Genomic DNA, 21,146 nt, shown 5'->3' on the forward strand with positions numbered 1-21,146 from the left:
TGGCGCGGGGTGATAAGGAGGGAGAGACATGGTATTTGAAGACAAGGGGAGGGACGGTGTTAAGGACGACGGCATGGAGTTCGTAGAGAAGGAATCAGGCAGCCGTGTGACTGTCGGCTTCCGCTTGTTCCGGCGGGGGGACGGAGAGGAATTTCGTCGATGTATTGAGGATTTCTATGGCGACGGTTATCCTTATAAGGAATATCTTAAGGAGGAATTTCTTCTGGATAAATGTGCTTCTGGGGAAATGACTGTGTTGTGCGGCGTTACTCCTGACGGTGAGATTATCAGCACCTCGGCTGTCCGGCAGGATGAGGAATTTAGAGGAAGCGCTCTTTTGATGCTGCGGGTGGTGAAGGAGGCCTATCGGGGAATGGGGATTGGAAAAGTCCAGGAGGAGTGTCTGTTTCGCTATGCCGAAAGGCAGGAGGGCGTTTATTCTCTCTATGCGGATGTGATGACCCACAACAGCATCAGCCAGGGAAGCCTTGCACGACGGGGATTCGTATTCTGCGGCATACGGATGATGCTGTACCGGAATCCTGTCATGGTGCCAGGGCTTGGGCTTGCAAAAGAAGGGAAGATGAGCCAGGCTGTCATGTGCAGAAGGGGATGTGTGCATAGGATTGGAATCCTGTATTGTCCATCCGAGCATGTGGAGGAGGTACGGCGTATCTATGGTGAGCTTGGCGTGGAGTGTGGGATTGTTAAGGAGACCAGAATAGACGTGAGTGTACAGGCGGATGGCCAAAGCCGGTGTGAATGTTTGCTCAGCAGCTCGGTTAAGATGCCAGAAGTGGAAGAAACCGATATGTCATGGAAGGAAGAAGCGGCACATAATTCTTATATTTTGATGGTTCAGAAGATGGGGAAGGATTTTGAGAAAAGGCTGTCCGTCAGGATGGAGCAGATTGGAGAGTATGGGGATGCAACGGTGGTCTGCTATCTGAATCTTCGGGACTTGGCGGCTGTTTCCGGATATGAGACGCTTTTTAGGGCAGGCTTTTTCTTTACGGGGCTTAAGCCTTTGCAGGAAAATGCGGAATACATGCTGCTTACCTATATAGGAGGGCAGAAGATCCGCTATGAGGATATCTATTTGCATGAGAATGGAGAGAAATTATTGTCTTACATAAAGAAGCACCGCCGTAGTGCAAAAAGGGGGATTAATAAGATTGAAAACAATAAAAAATAAGGTGGTTCGGCTGGTGCTCTCGATTTCTCTTGCCTCGATTCTGCTTCTTGGAGTGGCTTCGAGTTTTGAAATCTGGAGGATACGAGAGAATACCACCGACGGACTTAAGGGCTTGAACGACCAGGCGACAATGGACGCCACGGACGCCCTGCGTACCCAGAAGAAGGAGGAGCTTCAGGCAATGGCGGAAAATAAGAGCAGCCTTGCAGATACCAGCCTAAACCTGATTTTAAACCAGACCAATCTGGTGGCTATGGCTGCGCGGGAGGTATATTCCAACCAGGGGTTCTATACCCATGGGCAGCCAGACAGCGAGCTTCCGGTAAATGCCTATGATTTTTCCTGTAATTATCCGCCGGAGACTCTGGGCACATTTTCCTATCATCTGCGCGCCCCCCGTTCCCTGATGGATTCGGCTTCGATTGTGGAGGAGGACGGAACAATTATAAAGGCACGTCTTGACGAGACGCGTCTTACTGATGGGATGAGGCGGGAATTGTACCTTGCCCGTTATCTGGAAAATGCTTTGGGGGGTATCCGCAATTTTGACAATGGGGACGGTACGTACAGTGGAATCGGCGCAACCTATTTCTGTCTGGATTCGTCGGGAATTGACGTGTTGGCAGACACGCTGACTACTTCTATGGTAGAATATGATGCAAGGGAATCCTCCTGGTATAAGGAGGCGGCAAAGTTAAAGGATGGAGAGGTCTATTGGAGTCATCCCATTCAGGACGGGTCAGGGCGCGGGGTTGCGCTCATCTGTTCTATGCCGGTGTATGTGGACGGCAAGCTGGTGGGCGTGGCAGGAAGCGGCGGCCTGATAGAAAATATTCAGGAGATGGTGCAGAGTACCAGCATCGGTGAGAGTGGATATGCGTTTCTTCTAAATACCAGCAGTATGAATGTGATTGCCAATGCCAATCCGGACGAGGACAGCGAGATTAATCGTTTCAGGGACAATCTGTTGGACGCAGGAAATGAAGAACTGACAGCCGTGATGGAAAAAATCAGGGAGGGAGAATCGGGAATCACTCAGGTGACGCTGGACGGGAAGGAATCTTATCTTGCGTATTCACCCCTGACCACTACCAGTTGGGTGGTGGTGACGGTGATTGGCCTTAATGACGCCTCGATTGTGACCCATATTAATGATTTGCAGGAAAATATCAGCGCCATTACCCAACAGACCATAGAGGATATTAATGTAAAGATCAGGCTGATGGCAGGCTTATTCGTGGTCATTGCCCTGGTGATTACTGTGGTCATCATTTTCCTGTCAAATAAATTTGCCAGACGTCTGACACAGCCCATTTACACCCTGACTGAAGGGGCGGGACAGATAAGCGGAGGTAATCTGGATTACCGGATTGAAGTGGAAGCTGATGATGAAACGGCGCTGCTTGGAGAGGCGTTCAATCATATGACAGACAGCCTGAAGGATTATATTAAGAATCTTTCCCGTATCACGGCGGAGAAGGAGAGAATCGGGACGGAGTTGGATATTGCCAAGAATATTCAGGCGTCCATGCTGCCTTGTATCTTTCCGGCATTTCCGGATCGGACGGAGTTCGATATCTATGCTACCATGGACCCTGCCAAGGAGGTAGGCGGCGATTTCTATGATTTCTTTATGGTGGATGAGAGGCATCTTGCCATCGTGGTGGCGGACGTGTCAGGAAAAGGTGTTCCGGCGGCTTTATTTATGGTGATTGGAAAGACGCTGATTAAGGACCATACGAAGCCGGAGAGAGATTTGGGAGATGTGTTCACAGAAGTCAATGAGCTGTTGTGCGAGTCCAACAGCGAGGGGCTGTTTATCACGGCGTTTGAGGGAGTGCTGGATTTGGTGACGGGCGAGCTTAGGTTTGTCAATGCAGGGCATGAGATACCTTATATCTGTAAGGGAAATGAATATGAGCCGTATAAGCTTCGTGCGGGCTTCGTGCTTGCCGGCATGGAGGGGATGCGCTATCGGTGCGGCTCTATGCAGTTAGAGCCAGGAGATAAGCTGTTCCAGTATACGGACGGAGTGACAGAGGCCACCAACCAGGAGAAGGAGTTGTACGGCATGGACCGCTTGAGGGAGATTCTATGCAGGAATGTGGATGCAAAACCGCAGAAGCTCTTGGAGAGCGTGAAGGAGGATATCGACGCTTTTGTTGGAGAGGCTTTGCAGTTTGACGATATTACCATGCTGTGTCTGGAATATAAAGAAAGAATGAAGGTGGAGGAATGAAGGAATTAACCGTAGACGCGACGGTGGAAAATATTACCCAGGTGACGGCCTTTGTGGATGAGCAGCTTGAGGAGTTGGGGTGTCCAATAAAGGCCCAGATGCAGATTGATATTGCGATTGACGAGCTGTTTGGGAATATTGCGCATTATGCTTATAATCCCAAGGTCGGGGTTGCGACTGTCAGGGTGGAGGTGGTGAATGAGCCTCTTTCAGTGGTGGTGTCTTTTATTGATAATGGGGTTCCTTATGATCCTCTTGCCAGGGAGGACCCGAATGTGGGCTTGTCGTTGGAGGAGAGAGAGATTGGGGGGCTTGGGATTTATATGGTGAAAAAGAGTATGGATGAGATTACTTATGAGTATAGGGAGGGGCAGAATATTCTTAGGATTAGGAAGGAGATAGGATAAGTATTGGGGGTGGAAAATGTAAAAAACTCAAACTTCGCACATAGATTTTAGCTATGCACCTTGAAAATTCAATATCTGGCAGTATTTAGTTGTCAATGTTCAGTCAATTATGCCACTTGCAGCTTCGATTTTAAAAGTGCAGGTATTGCATCCATAAATGCTTTTACCAGCTCGTCGATTTTTTCATCAGATATATCTATCTGATCCACAAGCAGAGTTCTGAACATTTGAAGCAGTATTTGAAAAGCCTGTATCCATGTGATATCAGACATCTCATCAGAAAAGTATAAAAACAGTTCCCCCATAGAACGGGTATCATTAGATTCCCGGTTCTCCAGGGAAAGCATCATATATCTTGTAAAAACGATTGCTGTATGGGCAGTCATTGCATCATAAGATAGGGATCTGCATTCTTTACTTAGATTAAGATAGCTCTTGCAGACTTTAAAGAATACTTCAATATCCCAACGTTTTCCATAAATGCGGATAATCTCTTCTTCACTCAGACTCACGTCTGTGGAAATGAGACAAAGATATTCCTTTCTCTTGTTTTTGTTACGGATATAGACCACTTTGGCAGGGATGGTTTTTCCTTCCTTTACAACATCTACCATGACGGAAAGCAGATACCGGGAACGTCCACGCCGTTTCCTGTTTTTCTTGTAAATAGTTGTCAGCGGCATATCTTCGCTGTTATACCGGAAGAACATTTTAGGTGTTTTCTTTACCATTGCAATTACATCATATCCGATTTCTTTGACAGCATGAAGAGCTTGGAGAAGAGAACCAGCTGTCAAACAGAACGTATTTAGCCGGAATACCAGCCTTTTTAGCAGATTTTAAAAGTTCCAGCATGGCGATCGTTCCTTTCTTGACAGCAAGCATACGGCGCTTATATCCAACCGTTCTTTTATCCGTTTCCTTTGCTTCATTGATTCTGTTCTTTTTATTTTCGGTGGAGAGAAGGACACTGTTGACCGGGAGAAAAGTGCTTCCGTCTGACCAGCCTAATGTAAGCATGCGAAAACCAAATTTATAACAATGTTTTGCATGGTCATATACCTTTGCAAGAAGTTCCACTTTTTGGAACGGTTACGTTCAAACATGGAATCGTCAATGATCAGTACGTTGACACGGTCTGCGGAATCAAGTGGAGCAATGGCATCCCTAATGATTCGGCTGGATAAAACCGTTGTGAACCGAATCCAGTTAATCTGGAGCATTTTCATAAAACGATAAACCGTATCTTTTGCAAAATCCGGTGAGTCTTTTCCAATCAGCAGGTTCATATACATACTTCTGTTTGAAAATATCAAAAGAAACAGATACTGAAAAATCAGTGCTGCAGAAATTCCCTTCTTTTTGTAGGCATTAGCAGTTTTCAATGCAGAAGAAAGATGAAACCGTGTAAAAAATCTTCTGATAGATTCTGAAATCTGGTTATCATTTTGATTGTCTTGTGTTATACTTTTATTCATAGCATGAGCCTCCGGATATATGATTGTTTCTGAACAACTCAATTATATCAAAACCAGACGGTTTCATGCTATTTTTATGTCAGTTATTATTGAATTTTCAAGGTGCATAGGTACTTATTCAAGTGCGAAGTTTGAGTAAAAAAATTAAAATAAGGGGTCGAAATTTGGCGGGATATGTGGTAAGATAGAGGTGGTCGATCAATGGTAAGGTGAATGAGGAGAAGAAGATTCTCCTTATTTGTCTACCATTTTTTTATTGTAGGGATAAAAAATTGGTTTGACGGGATGCGAAGGGGGATAATTCGTAGTTATCCTATCATTAAACACTAGCAACAGCGAAAAATATAAGACTATTATTAATTTTATATCAGAGACAAAAAAGTATTATAATCGTACTGTTTTTCAATACAAAAGGCTTGTCCTTTTCTAATTGAAATATAGGAGGGTAGTGGAATACCATTAAAAATATTGGATTTTACCATAGAATAAGGAGCTGTATCACAAAAAATGATTTTTGATCCAATGTCCAAAGGAGTATCAAATGAATAATCACCAAAAATATCTCCTGCATAGCAAGTAGAACCTGCTAATCTATATGTATATTTTTTGACATGTGGTTGTGTGCCATTTATTATTTCGCATCTGTACGGTGAATGTATAATATCTGGCAAATGGCAAATGGCAGAAGCATCTAAAATAGCAGTATAGATATTATTGTACACAATATCAGTTACGGTAGCAACAAAATAACCTGCTTCCGATACTACTGCTTCGCAAGGTTCTGCAATAATTTTTAGATTGTATTTATTTTGTATTCGGTTAATAAGTTCTATGCTTTCATGTAATTTGTAATCTTCATCACAAAACAATTGACCGCCACCAATATTTAACCATTGCGCTTGATGTAAATATATTCCAAATTTTTTTCAATAACAGTTAAAGTATTGCGAAAAGTGTCCGAATATTGTTCGCACATATTATGAAAATGAATACCTTTTATATTTGAAAAATCTATTTTTTCAAGTTCCTCTATATGAACACCAAAACGTGATGATGGGTGACATGGATTAATTGCATATTTTTTGATTTCAGAATATTCAGGATTAATTCGTATTCCACAATTTAGTTTTTCCGAAATGATTGTTGTTTTAAATCGTTCCCACTGACTTATAGAATTAAAAATTATATAGTCACTAAAAGAACAAATAGAAGAAAAAGTTTTTTCGCAATAGGAAGGAGAAAAAGTATGAACCGGCAAGGAGGTCAATTCTTTTGCTAAACGAGCTTCCCATAAACTACTGGCGCTTATTCCATCAAAATGTAGAATAAAATACTTTAATATTTGCGGATTAGAAAACCCTTTTAAAGCAAAAAGTAATAATAAATTTGTCTTTTTACATAAATATTCTAAGACATTAAGATTTGATTCAATTTTATCAAGATCTATAACGTGACACGGAGTTGGTAAATCTAATAAATAATTAGTTATCATACTATAATCCTTTCTTTTCTAAGGTAAGATGGAGGGCAAAATGGATACATTACAAAAAAATTCAAGTAATACTTTAGAGGCAACTCAAACATATCATTATGAATTAAACAACAACACAAATTATGAAGAAAATGATTTACATTCTATTACATTAAAATGCTGTATTTTATCGAACTGCCATTTTACATGTACTTTATTAGCGGACAGTGATTGGGATAGCTGTCAGGTAGAAACTTGTTTTTTTAAAAACATTTCATTTGAAAATAGTGATATAACATCAACATATTTTGAAAACTGTATTTTTGTTAATGTAAGTTTTAAAGGAACAACAGCTACCGATGTCACTTTTATGAATTGTAAATTTTTTGATTGTGATTTTAATCATATAGGATTAAGTTCATCTACTTTTGTATATTGCCAATTTACGAATCTAAAACTGCGTCAAAGTTCCACAACATTAAATTTATTTGAAAATTGTATGTTCAATAATTCAAAGATAGCAGGAAATTTTTTATATAATTTATTCTTGCAAACGAGTTTTAAAGATACACTAATATCGCAAGACCTTTTATCCTCAAACGTTGGATTTACCAAAGAAAATTTAGATGAACTGTCTTTGGATAAAATAAGCATTAAGAATCTACAACAAAAGCTACTTTATAAAAAGGATGTTATAGGTGCAGCTATCATTTCAATTAATATAGATGAAAATTTCTATGATTATTCTATTTGGATATGTATGCAAGTAATCATTGATCAGTTAAAAAATAATATATTAGTCCGAGTTGAACAGCTTCTTTTCTTTAAAACTATAATTGATAACTTGCTTATGACACACAAAATATCATTATATACAGTAGTTGGCCTTCTTAATTTGCTAGAGAAGACAAAATATATAGAAAATAATATAGCTATTAAAAAAGCCGAATCTGCCATACAACAGATACAAGGTTTACTTATGGAACATTATCATCAAATAATTAATCAGCTTCATGACAAATTACACGTTATCGAAATTGAGAATAAACCTATTCAACTGAAAATTACTTATAATGAAGAACCGACTATTCCCATTTGCTCTTTACTTAGACAAATGATGTGTAAGATGAATATTTCAGGGAGTTTCCCGATTCGTACTAAAACAGAAATTGGTTCATTTATAGAATGGATTCAATGTTATGACAATATTCTTAAATGTCTACAACTTTTGGTTTCAGTTTTAGGATTAAGTATAAATTTGGTAAAAACAATAAAAACAAATACTAAATCAAAATCGAATAAATCAAACAAGGAAGATATTGATTCGGAAAATGTATATTCTGATATTCAAAAGAATAATTCTGCAGTTGATACATCAACTACCCCTATTGCATTTCAGATTCCAGAATCTGTTATTAAACAACTCAATACATCTTCGACAGAACAGAATGTGCATCAGGCAATAAATATTTTTGTAATAAATGGTATAAATATCAATAATAACTTCCAAGGGTATAACAATGTCAATATTAAGGAAATCGAAATTTTATAAATATACTTTTTCTAAATATTGTAATACTTTTTCTAACGAAAACAGTAACGGGGTTCTGTCTAATGTCAAATTGATACGAAAGCAGAACCCAAAGTTTTCACCAAATCCTTCAAGATAACCTGGTAGTAAGGAAACATTTGTTTTTTCAATCAGTGTTTTTATAAATGAATGTTGAGTTGAAATATCATATGGCACATTTTTGTCATAATTGTCATATATATACCAGATGCAGGTGTATATGAACAATAATTTTGATGGTTCTGTAATAATTTTTTTACATCAATATAATTTTGATATATATATTCCATACCTTTTTTGAGCATATACTCGTAATTATCTGACAAAAAATGTGTAATTGCCATTTCGGAAGATAATGACATCCCTCCTGCAAATAAGTCCGTCCATATATCGAAAAAATCCCGATGGGTTTGGTGGGTAATAATACATGAAAATTTCATTGCATTTGTGCCTAATACTTTATGTGGGCTATATATACTAAATAAATATTCATTTTTTATTAAATTAGTACTTAATTGAGTATATATAGAAGCTAAACTCTCATCACAAATTAAATAAATATTTTCTCTTAGAAGTAAATTCAATTTATCTGCTTCTGTTTTCTTGAATATAATATTAGTACAAAAAACAGGAGAAGTGAGCCATACAGCATCATAATTTTCTCTTACTATTCTCTCAAATGGAATTGTAAAGTTTCCATCAGTATATGTTAGTTGTTCATCATAAACAGATATCCCAAATGCCTGCAGACACGGAATTACAGAAAAATATGACGGTTGTAAAACACACATTTTTTTAATTTTTGTTTTTGCAAAAAATTAGCAATATTTACAATAGACAAAGTACTAGAAGGTAACAAAACTGAAATATTAGAAGATAAATTGAAATTTAATTTCTTTCGTATTTGAGAATGAATTTTTTCATCTATTTCATAACTATAAATATAGTCAAAATAATAGTTTATAGAAGGAAGTTCAAGATATTGATATAAATAATTTTTATATTCTTCTCCAGAATTCCAGTTTGATATATCAAATACTTGAACATTATTTTGTTTTGCTGTTTGTTCTTCAACTTCTCTAATTCTATCTATTTCTTCGATATGAAAAATCACTTTATACTCCCTACTCTCCAACTATCTTTCGATTGTAAATTTAATAGGCCCATATTATTTGGCACATTTTTTAATACAGGATAACTACGAATTATCCACCCCAATACCCCACCTCTCTGTGTTACACTATACAAAAACCACAGGAGGCTAACTCATATGAATGTAAGGTCAAAAGTAAAGCAATACCTAGAATACTGTGAATTCCGCAAAGAATTAGACGCAAAGACGCTAAAAGCCTATAGGATTGATCTCAGGCAATATTTCGATTTCGTTCACTCAGACAACCCTCAAAAGGATGAAATCGAAATATACATCACAGATTTGCATAAGAAATACAAACAAAAAACAGTAAAGAGAAAAATCGCATCTGTAAAAGCGTTTTATGCATTTCTCGAAGGAGAAGAAATAATTACAGAAAGCCCTTTTAGAAAAATAAGGGTAAAATTCAAGGAAACAGTCATACTGCCGCGAATCATCCCGCGAAGTGAGATTGAAAAATTACTGAACTCCATGTATGCATCTTTTCAACTAAGCAGAACAGATAAGCCCCAAGGACGCTGCCTGCTGCGTGACATAGCAATCGTTGAGGTATTTTTCGCCACAGGCGCAAGAGTATACGAAATCTCTAACATACAAGCCGACTGTATCGACATTGATTCAGGCGTTATTCGCATTATGGGAAAAGGGGACAAGGAAAGATATGTACAAATCAGCGAGGAATCCATCTTAAGGTTATTGAAAAAATACTACCAGCTCAACAAGAAAGTAATAAAAGAAAGTGGATATTTTTTTGTGAATTGTAGAGGAAAACGTTTTACCGAGCAATCCATCCGGATGATGCTGAAAAAGTACACAAAATTGGCAGGAATTACCAGAAATATTACTCCCCACATGTTTCGACATTCATTTGCCACATATTTAATCGAGGAGGGAGTAGATGTGAGCTGTGTACAGCAGATTCTTGGTCATAGCTCCATTAAAACTACTCAGATTTATATTCATGTTGCAGCGAAAAAGCAGGCGGAGATTCTGAAAATGCGGCATCCGAGAAATCAAATGAAAATTATTGGGGCTGCATAAAAAAGTATAGAGAACATATGTTTTTTGAAGCCAGCTTTTATAAGGTGGTCTTTTTGTGATGGAATTAGTAAAAAAATAAAGTTTTTCTGTCACACAGGTGGAAATTTTATGTCTAATCATATATACTCACAGGACAGTCGTAGTATGGTATATCCAAGGGCATACCGTAATATATGCCCTACGGACAAGTGGACTTCGTCTATTAAGGTATCCCTAAAGGACATCCCGTAATGTATGCAGCTTTGAGGCTGGCAAACGATGTCCGATGGAAGTATACTTCATGTTATAGCTGGTAGAAGGGTATATGAAAGGGAATACTCTGATTAGGAGCACATCAGGGGTTTTTGCTACATTGTTCCGTATGAAAATATAGGTGCTCCGGAAAAGAGGAGATTATGAGTAAATCAACAAATGAAGAATTATTGGCATTGGTTGAAAAGGCTGTGGCAGGAGATAAGAAATCTCTTGAGACGGTACTGTCAAGTGTGCAGGATTTGGTCTTTAACCTTTCTCTGCGAATGTTGGGGACCTTTCCTGACGCTGAGGATGCGTCCCAGGATATACTTTTAAAGGTCATGACCCACCTGTCATCCTACAAAGGAGAAAGCGCCTTCTCCACCTGGGTATTCAGCATTGCGGCAAACCACCTCAGAGACTACAAGAAGCACATGTTTGGGAAGTTTCCTCTAAGCTTTGAATTTTATGGAGACGACATTAAAAATGCGGACATCCACAACGTTCCGGATTTGACTCAGGATGTGGAGAAATCCATTCTGGCAGAGGAATTGAAGCTGTCATGTACGAATGTAATGCTGCAATGTCTTGACGCCGAGAGTCGGTGTATTTTCATTTTAGGTACAATGTTCAAAATTGACAGCCGGATTGCTGGCGATATTCTGGGGATTACTCCGGAGGCATATAGACAGCGTTTGGTAAGAGTACGGCGGAGGATGGCAGATTTCCTCTCTGAATACTGCGGTGAATATGGACAGGGTAAATGCAGATGTAAGGAACGGGTAAACTATGCAATCCAAAGCCACAGGCTTATGCCGAAGCAGTTAAGCTTCACATCGGCGTCTGTCTTAGATCAGACTGCAATGGAGGTAAAAGAGGCTATGGAGGAAATTGACGATTTGTCACAGACATTTTCTTTTTGTAAGACTTACCAGCCGCCGGAGAGTCTGAAAAAATTTATTGAAGATTTTCTGGACGGTACGTCATATTCCGTGGTGACAAATGCTTAAGGAGGAAGAAAGATGAATACACAGTTGATTTTGAATTATCTTAAAGATTTGAGTAATCATAATGAGCGTGAGTGGTATCATGCACATAAGACGGAATATAAGGAGGCCAATGCAGAGTTTGAGTTACTGCTGCATGAGCTTATTATGAAGATTGGAGAGTTTGACAGCAGTATTCTCCACAATCAGCCAAAGGACTTAACCTTCAAGCTGGTGAGGGATACACGGTTTAGTAATGATAAATCGCCTTATAATCCGGCGTTCCGCGCTCACATTTCCTCAAAAGGAAAGCTGCCGGTTCCGGTGGGATATTATCTGATGATTAAACCGGAAGGACAGTCATTTTTAGGCGGCGGGTTGTTTGCGGATATGTTTAAGGATGCCACAGCAATGGTGCGGGATTATATTGCGGCCAACGGCAGGGAGTGGGAGGAGATTCTTGGTAATCCTGATTTCCAGAAGTATTTTACCGTGAAGGGAACGGCGCTTAAGAGAGTTCCCGCGGGGTATGACAGGGAGCATCCCCAGGCAGAATTCTTGAAATTTAAGAGCTGGTATCTGGAATATCCGGTTGCCGACGCTGAATTTGGAGACGGGGAAGCATTTTTACACCACGCTGTCAGGATTTTTCAGATTATGAAGCCGTTCAATGATTATCTGAACAGGGCGCTTGCAGACTTTCGGATGCCGGAGAGAAAATAAAGGCTTCGGTCAGTTATTGGCGAGTCTGTGTGGGTTTATCCGGTTAGAAATTGGTCTTACGAATCAGACAGTTCGCAGGCCAATTTCTGACCGAATGAGTTTCCATTATTTCTGACTATTTTTGTGCGCATATCCTGATTCTGCGAAAAATTTCAAAATAAGTACCGTCTGGCTGTCGTGTCTTTTTTAACATTTCTTCTATGACCTCTTGGCGGAAGGTTTCTTTTAGCTTCTGCGGGATATATTTGATAAACGGCACCAGACAGGGTTGGTCAACCCATCCAACGATATCAGAAGCATTAGAAAAATGTCTGTCTTGGTTTAAATATCTAATTGTGCAGGAGGAAAAGCCAACCGTAGAAATGAATTCTGTATACTGTTCTTTGGACGGCAAAAACCAGGGCCATTCGTAATCTGTAAAATATTTAGAATATTGCTCATCTAATATTTTTCTTTGGATTATGTCGATAAAGGTAGCACAATTTCCCAATCCGCCAAAGTCCCACAATATTTTCCCATGGGCTTTTAAGGCTTTGTAAGCATTTTTCAAAAGCTGCTTATGGTCCTTCACCCAATGTAAGGCTGCATTGGAAAAAATAAGGTCAAATTCATTCTCAAAATTCAGCTTATTTATATCCATATGTGCAAATGTAAGATTGCTTCTGCAAATCTGTTCTGCCGTTTCAATCATCTGAATAGAAGCGTCTATCCCCAGCGCTTTTCCCTGGGGCACCAGCAAGGCTAATTGCTCAGTTAGGACACCGTCCCCGCATCCAAGATCCAATACGGCTTCATTTCCCTTGAACGAAAATTCCGAAATCAGATCGTTCCCCCACTCTTTTTGATGTTTGGAAGCGGATTTGTATTTTTCTCCGTCAAATTCAAATGTACCCATGTAAAACCTCCTGTTATATTAATTGTTTGTAGAATTATACCTCCCGTCATGATATAATTCAAATATATGGTTTTTATAAAATATATAAGTTATATTTATATGGAGGGTCTATGGATACATTTGAAAATCTTACAAGATACAAAATTTTTCTTTCCGTTGCAGAACATAAAAGCATATCCAAGGCAGCGGCTTCCCTCTACATTTCCCAGCCGGCAGTCAGTATTACCATAAAAAAGCTTGAGGAAAATCTTAACACCACACTTTTTATCAGAAGGTCAAAGGGAGTAGAGCTGACAGAAAAGGGAAGATTATTATACGACAGTGTGAAGAAGGCCCTTCATATGCTTACGGATACGGAGAAAAGTCTTAGGTTTCCCTTTTATACGGGATATCTGAGGATTGCCACCAGCAATGTATTATGCAAACATTTCCTTATGCCTTATCTAAAGGAATATATAAAACAATATCCGGACACAGAGCTGGCGATTACCTGTACGTCCTCGGCAGAAGCCCAGGTGATGCTCAAGGAGTGCAGCGTTGACTTGGCTTTGGTAGTGAAACCACAAAGCCTTGGGAAGTATGTCTATCATCCCATGGGAATGATTGAGTATATTTTTGTCTGCACCCCTGCTTATAGAGAAAAATGGAGCTGTAAAAATGATGAGATTTTTCAATATGCGAACATTATGCTTCTTAATCAAGATAATGTATCTCGAAAGCATATTAACGCTTACTATGCAAAAAATAATATTATGCCCCTGCATATCCTTGAGGTAAATGAGATGGACATGCTGATTGAATTTGCAAAAATGGGGATAGGGATATCCTGCGTTGTAAGGCAATTTGTAGAGTATGAGTTAAAATCAGGCTGTCTGATGGAAATACCCTTATCTAATCCTGTTATGCCCCGCGAAATCGGTTTTTTATATCAGGAAATACAGCCGTTCAATGAGAATATCTTAAATTTTATTTACCTCTTTTTTTGAGTCAGCTCATCCAGGGAATGGAAGGTATATCCCATGTCCTCCCATTTTCCTAACAATTCATCCAAAATCTCGGCGTTGGTGCTGGAGGTGCTATGTAAAAGAACAATGGCGCCAGGGTGGATACGTCCAAGCAGCTTGTCAAAAGCCTCGTCGTGGGAGGGCTGGTCGTCCTGATACCAGTCAACATAGGCAAGACTCCAGAAGAAGGTGTGATATCCCATATCCTTAGCCATCTTAAGATTATCGGTGCTGTATTTCCCCTGAGGGGGCCGGTAATATTTGACCATTTCCTTTCCCGTAATCTCTTTGTAGAGACTTTCCACATCCTTCAGCTCTTTTTCAAAGGCCTCCTTCGTGGAAATCTTTGACATATCGGGATGGTGATAGGTGTGGTTGCCTACAATATGCCCTTCCTCGTGCATCCGCTTCACCAGTTCTGGACTTGTGGAAATGAAGTTTCCCACAACGAAAAAAGTAGCTTGTGCTTTATGCTTCTTTAAAGCGTCCAGAATTGGCTCAGTATTCCCATTTTCGTATCCGCAGTCAAAGGTCAGATAGATTTTTTTCTCCTCCGTATTCTCTGCGTAGTAGGTATCATATTGCTTTAGCTCATCAAAGGTTGCGTTGCCAACCGGAGTCTTGCCCTCCTCCTGAAAACTAAGGCCCCAGTTTTCTGCGGCTGGTGTGATTTTGGAAGAAATGGTTTGAGAGCCGGAGGGAGAGGAGGCTTCGGGAGAGAAGTGAATGGCAACCAAGCGTCCGGCGAAATAAGATAAAACGAAAAGCAGAGTAATTGCGAATGGTTTGAGGTATTTGTGAAAGGATGACATAGATACTCCATTTAAGTTTGTTATAGTATGTATATGCATTTCCTTGGAATGTATGTGAAAAGAGTGTGTAAAGTGTATGGCTATTTATAATAAATCATGATATGATAAAAATAATAATGTGAAGCAAATTAATTGCCCGTATCCGAAAAAAAGAAGTTGCGGAGGTAAAATAATGAAGGAAACAAAGGAGAAAATCAAATGGATGGCGGCCGGATTCCTGGCGGCCCATATATTTTTGTTCTGTGTCATCTTCCGTTCACCCAAAAAGCGGTGGGACCAGGACAGCTATGACTGCGCTATCGTCTGCGGCTGTCGGGTGAAGGAGGACGGCGAGCCGTCCGACACGCTGAAGGCAAGGGTTGAGAAGGGCGTAGAGCTTTGGAAGGAGAAGAAGGTAAAGTATCTGATTATGTCGGGTGCGGCGGTTCACAGTGATTTTGTGGAGGCAGAGGCCATGAAGCGGTATGCCATAGAGCTTGGAGTGCCTGCTGAGTACATTTTGGAGGAGAAGCAGGCGGTCAGCACCTATCACAACATGCTGTATTCCTGCCGGATGATGCAGAACTGCAATTTCCATGACTGCGTTGTGGTGACCAGTGGATGGCATCTGAGAAAGGCAGACCATTATACCAGGTCCAAAGGGGTTCCTTATGTGATGGCTGCCGCTAAAAATCCGAAGAAGCAGAGACTTTTTGAAATATTGTGGCTTTATGTGCGGACGAATATTCAGATGTATTTAAATATGTGGAGAGGATATTACTGATAAAGAATGGCAATGATAGAAAAAGACCAGGGACAGATCTGTCCAGAGATTCATTATCAGAAAACAGAAAAAGGCATCCTGATTACAGGATGTTACGGTATGGACGGAGGGGTAGCGCTTCCGGATGAGATTGAAGGAATCAGGGTAAATGGAATTGGGGACTATACATTTGCCGAGAACCAGCAGGAGGAGGAGTCTCTGGTATTGAAAACCGGACAAGGTTTTTCCAAGAGCGAGAGTGTCAGGATTGGCGGCAGTATGGTGACGGAGATACGATTGCCGTCCCAGGTGACAGAGATTGGCAGGTATGCATTTTACCGCTGTAGGAATCTAAAGAAGCTGGTATTGACAGACAGTCTTCTTGAGATTGGCGGCGGGGCGTTTACCGGCTGTAATCTGTCAGAGGTTGAGCTTCATTTTCAAAGAGGAGAGAGAAGCTGTCTGAAATCTATTCTGGACGAGATGCGTTTTGCCATTCGGGTGAAGCTTTTTTATTCTGAGGAGGGAATGGCGTCCCTTTTATTTCCAGAGCATTATGAGGAGGCGGTGGAGAATACGCCGGCCAGAATTCTGTTTACCCAACACCACGGGGCTGGCGGCTACTATCGTCAATGTTTTTATGACAGAAAGCTGGATTTTAAGAAATACGACGAGCTTTTCTTCCATACAGTGGTGCAGGAGAAGCCTAAGATTGTGGCAGAGCTGGCTCTTAACCGCCTGCGTTATCCCTTTCGGCTGACGTCAAATGCGAGGGAAGGTTACGAGACTTATGTGAGAGAGCATTTGGAAGCTGCGGTGGATTATTTCATTGGGCAGGAGGATGTGGAGGGACTTCGTTTTCTTGGTACAGGAGGATACTGGACAGAGGCGGCCCTTAACTATGGAATTAGCGCGGCGGCAGAACGTAAGGAAACGGAGATTTTAAGTGTTCTGATGGATGAGAAGCATAAGAAGTTTCCAAGAGGGCGAAAAAAGTTTGAGTTGTAGAGGAAGGTGAAGCATGGAGAACGGCATGGCAGCAGGAGAAAAACTGGAAGCAGTCGGCAGGAGGATTCTCACAGTGTCACGCAATGAGCTGTATCTGAAAATGCGTTTTCTGGATGTAGCTCTTTCAAGCCTTGCCTTTGTGATGGATGTGGGGGCAGAAGGGCTTGGGACGGACGGGCTTTTTCTGTACTTCCATCCCCAATACCTGGGCGGACTTTACCGAGAAAATAGGGTGATGGTGAACCGGATCTATCTTCATCTGGTTCTCCATGGAATTTTTCACCACATTACCAGGAGAAAGGGGCGAAAAGAGCGTCTCTACTCCCTTGCCTGCGATATTGCCGCGGAATCCATGATTGACGATATGCAGCACCGCTGTGTCCTTAAGAGCCGTTCCCTGCTTCGGCGGGAAACTTATCGAAGGCTTTTAAGCGAGCTTAAGGTTTTGGCGTCAGAGAAGGTATATGGCGTACTGGACGGGTGGGCGTTGTCAGAGGATGAGCTTTTTCGACTGGAGGCAGAATTCAGGGTGGATGACCACAGTTATTGGCCCAGGGAGGATGAACAGAAGAAGCAGCAGGAGATTGAGAACCGGTGGCAGGATGTAAGCCAGCGGATGGAGACGGAGATGGAGACATTTTCAAAGGAAATGTCATCGGGGACAGGAGATTTGATTGGAAAGCTTCGGGTGGAGAATCGGGAGCGGTTTGATTACCGGCAGTTTTTAAGGAAGTTCTCGGTACTGCGGGAGGAAACGGCAGTAGACGAGGATTCTTTTGACTATGTGTTCTATACCTACGGGCTTTCATTGTATGGCAATATGCCCCTGGTCGAGCCTCTTGAATGGAAGGAAACCAGAAAGGTGGAGGAATTTGCGGTGGTAATCGATACCTCCATGTCCTGCTCTGGCGAGCTGGTGCGGAAGTTTTTGGAGGAGACTTATAGTGTGCTCAGTGAAAGTAACAGTTTTTTCAGGAAGGTGAATATTCATATCATCCAATGTGACGACCAGGTGCAGACGGACCAGGTGATTACCAGTGGGGAGGAGCTTAAGGAATATATGGAGGACTTAGAGCTTAAGGGCGAGGGCGGTACGGATTTTGGGCCGGCGTTTGAATACGTGGAGGAGTTGATGCATTGCCATGCCTTCGGGCAGTTGAAGGGACTAATCTATTTTACCGACGGAAAAGGGGCGTATCCTGCAAAGATGCCTCCCTTTGAGACGGCGTTTGTGTTTCTTAAGGATGACTATGAGGATGTGGACGTGCCGCCGTGGGCCATGAAGCTGATTCTTTCAGAGGAAGAGCTGGTAAAATAAAGGTGTACAAAAAGGAGATTCAGTATGAATATCAAGCGTGCGAAGCAGGAGATAAAGGATTCGATCGAAGCATATTTGCTGAAAAATGAGGACGGAGGCTATAAAATTCCTTCCATCCGGCAGCGGCCTATTCTTCTGATGGGGCCTCCTGGCATTGGAAAGACCCAGATTATGAGCCAGATTGCCAAGGAATGTAAGATTGGGCTGGTGGCTTATACCATTACCCACCACACCAGGCAGAGCGCCGTTGGCCTGCCTTTTATCCGTGAGAAAATCTATGGCGGCAGTAGTTATTCGGCCACTGAATATACTATGAGCGAGATTATTGCGTCTGTCTATGAGAAGATTGAGACAACGGGAATCAAAGAGGGAATCCTGTTTATCGACGAGATTAACTGTGTCTCCGAGACGCTTGCCCCAACTATGCTTCAGTTTCTTCAATGCAAGACCTTTGGTAACCAGGAGGTGCCTAAGGGGTGGGTCATTGTGGCGGCGGGCAATCCGCCGGAGTATAATAAGTCTGTGCGGGATTTTGATATCGTGACCCTTGACAGAATCCGTAAAATCGACGTGGAGGAAAACTATGAGGTATGGAAGGAGTATGCCTATCAGGTGGAAATTCATCCTGCAGTCATGGCGTACCTTGAGCTTCGGCGGGACTATTTCTACCGGATTGAGACGACTGTGGACGGGAAGGTATTTGCGACTGCCCGCGGCTGGGAGGATTTGTCGGAATTCTTAAAAGCCTGTGAGGTCTTGGGTAAACAGGCGGACCGAGAGGTGGTCCATCAGTATATCCAGCACTGGAAGATTGCGAAGGATTTTGCCAATTATCTGGAATTATATGATAAATATAAACGGGACTACGGGCTTGAACGGATTGTGGAGGGCAAGTACACAAAGGAGACCATAGAGAAGGTTCGATACGCCGCTTTTGACGAGCGCTTAAGCGTTGTGAGTATGCTGATTGGTAAGCTTGGAGGAATGTTTAAGGATTGGTTTACAGAAGAACGATTTGTGACCTTGCTCTATGAAGAACTGCTTCGATATAAGGAGTGCATGGACTTAAATCAGGTGCTTGGGGAGGTGTCAGAGAAATACGCTGGGCTTCGGAAAGCCGAGCAGCTTAACAGGACGGAGGATGGAATTTGGCGAAAAGTCTTATGTACTCTGGAAGAATATCTTCAGGTTCAGAAAAAGGAATATTTATCAGGGGAGGAAGCATTTGCCCGTACTAAAGAAATGTTTGGACAGGAGACTGAACTTCGTGAGAAGATGGTAGAAGATACCTTAGGCGCGCTTCAGAGTGCCTTTGATTTTATGGAGGAAGCCTTCGGGGACAGTCAGGAGATGGTGGCCTTTGTGACGGAATTAAATACAAACTATTACAGCGTTCAATTTTTGAAGGACAATGACTGCGAACGGTACAATCGTTATAATAAGAAGCTGTTGTTCGGGGCGCAGCAGGAGGAAATCCTAAAGGAATTGGATGAGGTTGAGCAGGAATTGAATACAGGAATCAAAGAGATGAATTGAAGGAGGAAGAAAATATGTTATTGGTGCATTATCCGAAGTGCAGCACATGCCAGAAGGCGAAGAAATGGCTTAAGGAAAAGGGGGTAACGTTTGAGGAACGGGACATTAAGGAGAAGAATCCCACCAAAGAGGAATTAAAGAACTGGCATCAGAAAAGCGGGATGCCTTTGAAGAAGTTTTTTAATACCAGCGGTATGATTTATCGGGAGATGCAGTTAAAGGACAAGCTTCCCGATATGACTGAGGAGGAGCAGTACGAATTGCTGGCCACGGATGGTATGCTGGTGAAGCGTCCGATTCTGGTGACAGATAACACAGTGGTCACAGGATTTCGAGAGAAGGAGTGGGAGAAGCTGATATGAGAATGGAGGAGTATGGTAAGATAGACTTACATCTCCATCTGGACGGCTCCTTGTCGGCAGAAACGCTTCTTAAGTTGGCGCAAAGAGATGATATAGAGCTTCCGGCGGACACACCGCAGGGGCTTCGTCCCTTTCTTACTGTAAAAAGGGATTGTGAGAGCCTTAATGAATATCTGAAATGCTTTGACCTGCCGCTGGCAGTTTTACAGAGCAATAAAAACCTTAGTCTGGCGGCTTATGAGCTTGGAATAGAGCTGTCACAAAAAGGTCTTTGCTATGGAGAAATCCGTTTTGCGCCCCAGCTTCACAGGCAGAGAGGGTTGACACAGGCAGAGGCAGTTAAGGCGGTGCTTTCAGGGCTTCACAGGGCAGTTAAGGAAAGCAACATCCGCCTTAAGGCAATCCTTTGCTGTATGCGGGGAGAGGAGGTTCATGAGGCCAACATGGAGACTGTGCAGACAGCGGCCCATTTCCTTGGCAAAGGCGTAGTGGCGGTTGACCTGGCAGGCGCGGAAGCCTTGTATCCCACCAGGGATTATGAGGAGGAGTTTCGTCTTGCCAGAAGTCTTAAGGTGCCCTTTACCATCCATGCAGGAGAAGCGGACGGGCCGGAGAGTATATGGAAGGCGCTTCACATGGGCGCCTTAAGGATTGGCCACGGGGTATGCGCGGTCAAGGACCATAGGCTGATGGATGAGCTTGCCAAAAGAGGCTGCGTATTGGAGATGTGTCCTACCAGCAATTTACAGACAAAGGCGGTCAGGAGTCTTTCGGAGTATCCCCTTCGGGAGTATTTAAACCGCGGGATAAAAGTGACGGTGAACAGCGATAACATGACGGTATCAGATACCTGGGTCGGGAAAGAATTTGCATTGCTTTCACAGGAATATGGACTTACAGAGGATGAAGCAAAGAAGCTTTTAGAGAATGCTAAAAAGGCGGTATTTGAAATGTAATACATAGACTTGGAGT

General features: G+C 41.8%; 20 protein-coding genes and 1 pseudogene. 14 read left to right on the forward strand and 7 right to left on the reverse strand.

Annotated features, from left to right (window positions below):
- Nucleotides 1-28: 28 nt before the first annotated feature.
- Genes GN277_RS07325 through GN277_RS07335 form a run of 3 tightly spaced genes read left to right on the forward strand, consistent with a single transcriptional unit; the run spans nt 29 to nt 3,841 of the window.
- Entirely contained in the window at nt 29-1,195 is a 1,167-nt protein-coding gene (locus GN277_RS07325; RefSeq protein WP_159750504.1) for a GNAT family N-acetyltransferase, read from the forward strand.
- Nucleotides 1,176-3,434 carry a SpoIIE family protein phosphatase gene (locus tag GN277_RS29990; RefSeq protein ID WP_244324630.1) on the forward strand — a complete coding sequence of 753 codons (2,259 nt, stop codon included), beginning with the start codon at nt 1,176-1,178 and terminating at the stop codon, nt 3,432-3,434. The genes GN277_RS07325 and GN277_RS29990 overlap by 20 nt, the downstream gene beginning before the upstream one ends.
- Entirely contained in the window at nt 3,431-3,841 is a 411-nt protein-coding gene (locus GN277_RS07335) for an ATP-binding protein (RefSeq protein WP_159750505.1), read from the forward strand. Before GN277_RS29990 ends, GN277_RS07335 begins: the two co-directional genes overlap by 4 nt.
- Before the next feature lie 107 nt (nt 3,842-3,948).
- On the opposite strand, the pseudogene GN277_RS32585 reads toward GN277_RS07335, so the two are convergent.
- The 3 genes and pseudogenes from GN277_RS32585 to GN277_RS07350 form a co-directional block, all read right to left on the reverse strand.
- Nucleotides 3,949-5,319, reverse strand: a pseudogene (locus GN277_RS32585) (IS4 family transposase).
- 362 nt (nt 5,320-5,681) lie between these two features.
- Nucleotides 5,682-6,188: a type III PLP-dependent enzyme domain-containing protein gene (locus tag GN277_RS07345; RefSeq protein ID WP_159750506.1), complete on the reverse strand. Its 507-nt coding sequence runs from the start codon at nt 6,186-6,188 to the stop codon at nt 5,682-5,684.
- A gap of 17 nt (nt 6,189-6,205) precedes the next feature.
- A complete protein-coding gene (locus GN277_RS07350) occupies nt 6,206-6,811 on the reverse strand; it encodes a type III PLP-dependent enzyme domain-containing protein (RefSeq protein WP_159750507.1) in 606 nt (201 codons plus the stop codon).
- Between the two features lie 40 nt (nt 6,812-6,851).
- Here GN277_RS07350 and GN277_RS07355 point away from each other — a divergent pair, with 40 nt between their 5' ends.
- Nucleotides 6,852-8,342: a pentapeptide repeat-containing protein gene (locus GN277_RS07355; RefSeq protein ID WP_159750508.1), complete on the forward strand. Its 1,491-nt coding sequence runs from the start codon at nt 6,852-6,854 to the stop codon at nt 8,340-8,342.
- A 158-nt stretch (nt 8,343-8,500) separates the two neighbouring features.
- On the opposite strand, the gene GN277_RS07360 is transcribed toward GN277_RS07355, so the two are convergent.
- Nucleotides 8,501-9,151 carry a PLP-dependent aminotransferase family protein gene (locus GN277_RS07360; RefSeq protein ID WP_159750509.1) on the reverse strand — a complete coding sequence of 217 codons (651 nt, stop codon included), beginning with the start codon at nt 9,149-9,151 and terminating at the stop codon, nt 8,501-8,503.
- Entirely contained in the window at nt 9,118-9,474 is a 357-nt protein-coding gene (locus GN277_RS07365; protein WP_159750510.1) for a hypothetical protein, read from the reverse strand. Before GN277_RS07365 ends, GN277_RS07360 begins: the two co-directional genes overlap by 34 nt.
- 156 nt (nt 9,475-9,630) lie before the next feature.
- On the opposite strand from GN277_RS07365, the gene GN277_RS07370 reads away from it, so the two are divergent.
- The 3 genes from GN277_RS07370 (at nt 9,631) to GN277_RS07380 (ending at nt 12,497) form a co-directional block, all read left to right on the forward strand.
- Nucleotides 9,631-10,554 (forward strand): tyrosine-type recombinase/integrase, encoded by a 924-nt coding sequence (locus GN277_RS07370; protein ID WP_159750511.1) that lies wholly within the window; start codon nt 9,631-9,633, stop codon nt 10,552-10,554.
- 395 nt (nt 10,555-10,949) lie between these two features.
- A complete protein-coding gene (locus GN277_RS07375) occupies nt 10,950-11,798 on the forward strand; it encodes an RNA polymerase sigma factor (protein WP_159750512.1) in 849 nt (282 codons plus the stop codon).
- A 12-nt stretch (nt 11,799-11,810) separates the two neighbouring features.
- Nucleotides 11,811-12,497: a DUF2461 domain-containing protein gene (locus tag GN277_RS07380; RefSeq protein WP_159750513.1), complete on the forward strand. Its 687-nt coding sequence runs from the start codon at nt 11,811-11,813 to the stop codon at nt 12,495-12,497.
- A 115-nt stretch (nt 12,498-12,612) separates the two neighbouring features.
- Here the strand turns inward: GN277_RS07380 and GN277_RS07385 are convergent, their stop codons facing one another.
- Nucleotides 12,613-13,392 (reverse strand): class I SAM-dependent methyltransferase, encoded by a 780-nt coding sequence (locus GN277_RS07385; RefSeq protein WP_159750514.1) that lies wholly within the window; start codon nt 13,390-13,392, stop codon nt 12,613-12,615.
- Nucleotides 13,393-13,502: 110 nt separating this feature from the next.
- On the opposite strand from GN277_RS07385, the gene GN277_RS07390 reads away from it, so the two are divergent.
- Nucleotides 13,503-14,378, forward strand: a complete 876-nt coding sequence (locus GN277_RS07390) for a LysR family transcriptional regulator (protein ID WP_159750515.1) — start codon at nt 13,503-13,505, stop codon at nt 14,376-14,378.
- On the opposite strand, the gene pdaA is transcribed toward GN277_RS07390, so the two are convergent.
- Nucleotides 14,363-15,208 (reverse strand): delta-lactam-biosynthetic de-N-acetylase, encoded by an 846-nt coding sequence (pdaA, locus tag GN277_RS07395; protein ID WP_159750516.1) that lies wholly within the window; start codon nt 15,206-15,208, stop codon nt 14,363-14,365. The two genes, GN277_RS07390 and pdaA, sit on opposite strands and share 16 nt — an antisense overlap.
- 172 nt (nt 15,209-15,380) lie before the next feature.
- On the opposite strand from pdaA, the gene GN277_RS07400 reads away from it, so the two are divergent.
- The 6 genes from GN277_RS07400 to add are packed head-to-tail and all read left to right on the forward strand — an operon-like array spanning nt 15,381 to nt 21,130.
- Complete coding sequence (locus GN277_RS07400) at nt 15,381-15,971, forward strand: YdcF family protein (RefSeq protein ID WP_159750517.1); 591 nt, start codon at nt 15,381-15,383, stop codon at nt 15,969-15,971.
- A gap of 6 nt (nt 15,972-15,977) precedes the next feature.
- On the forward strand, nt 15,978-16,958 hold the full coding sequence (locus tag GN277_RS07405) for a leucine-rich repeat domain-containing protein (RefSeq protein WP_244324632.1): 981 nt from the start codon (nt 15,978-15,980) through the stop codon (nt 16,956-16,958).
- Between the two features lie 13 nt (nt 16,959-16,971).
- Nucleotides 16,972-18,276, forward strand: coding sequence for a vWA domain-containing protein (locus GN277_RS07410; RefSeq protein WP_159750518.1), 1,305 nt, complete (start codon nt 16,972-16,974; stop codon nt 18,274-18,276).
- 24 nt (nt 18,277-18,300) lie between these two features.
- Nucleotides 18,301-19,812: an ATP-binding protein gene (locus tag GN277_RS07415; RefSeq protein WP_159750519.1), complete on the forward strand. Its 1,512-nt coding sequence runs from the start codon at nt 18,301-18,303 to the stop codon at nt 19,810-19,812.
- Between the two features lie 14 nt (nt 19,813-19,826).
- Nucleotides 19,827-20,174 (forward strand): arsenate reductase family protein, encoded by a 348-nt coding sequence (locus tag GN277_RS07420; RefSeq protein ID WP_159750520.1) that lies wholly within the window; start codon nt 19,827-19,829, stop codon nt 20,172-20,174.
- Nucleotides 20,171-21,130, forward strand: a complete 960-nt coding sequence (gene add, locus GN277_RS07425) for an adenosine deaminase (RefSeq protein WP_159750521.1) — start codon at nt 20,171-20,173, stop codon at nt 21,128-21,130. The genes GN277_RS07420 and add overlap by 4 nt, the downstream gene beginning before the upstream one ends.
- Nucleotides 21,131-21,146: the final 16 nt, after the last annotated feature.

Origin of the sequence: Sporofaciens musculi (assembly GCF_009830285.1) — a bacterium.
GTDB classification, from domain to species: Bacteria; Bacillota; Clostridia; order Lachnospirales; family Lachnospiraceae; genus Sporofaciens; species Sporofaciens musculi.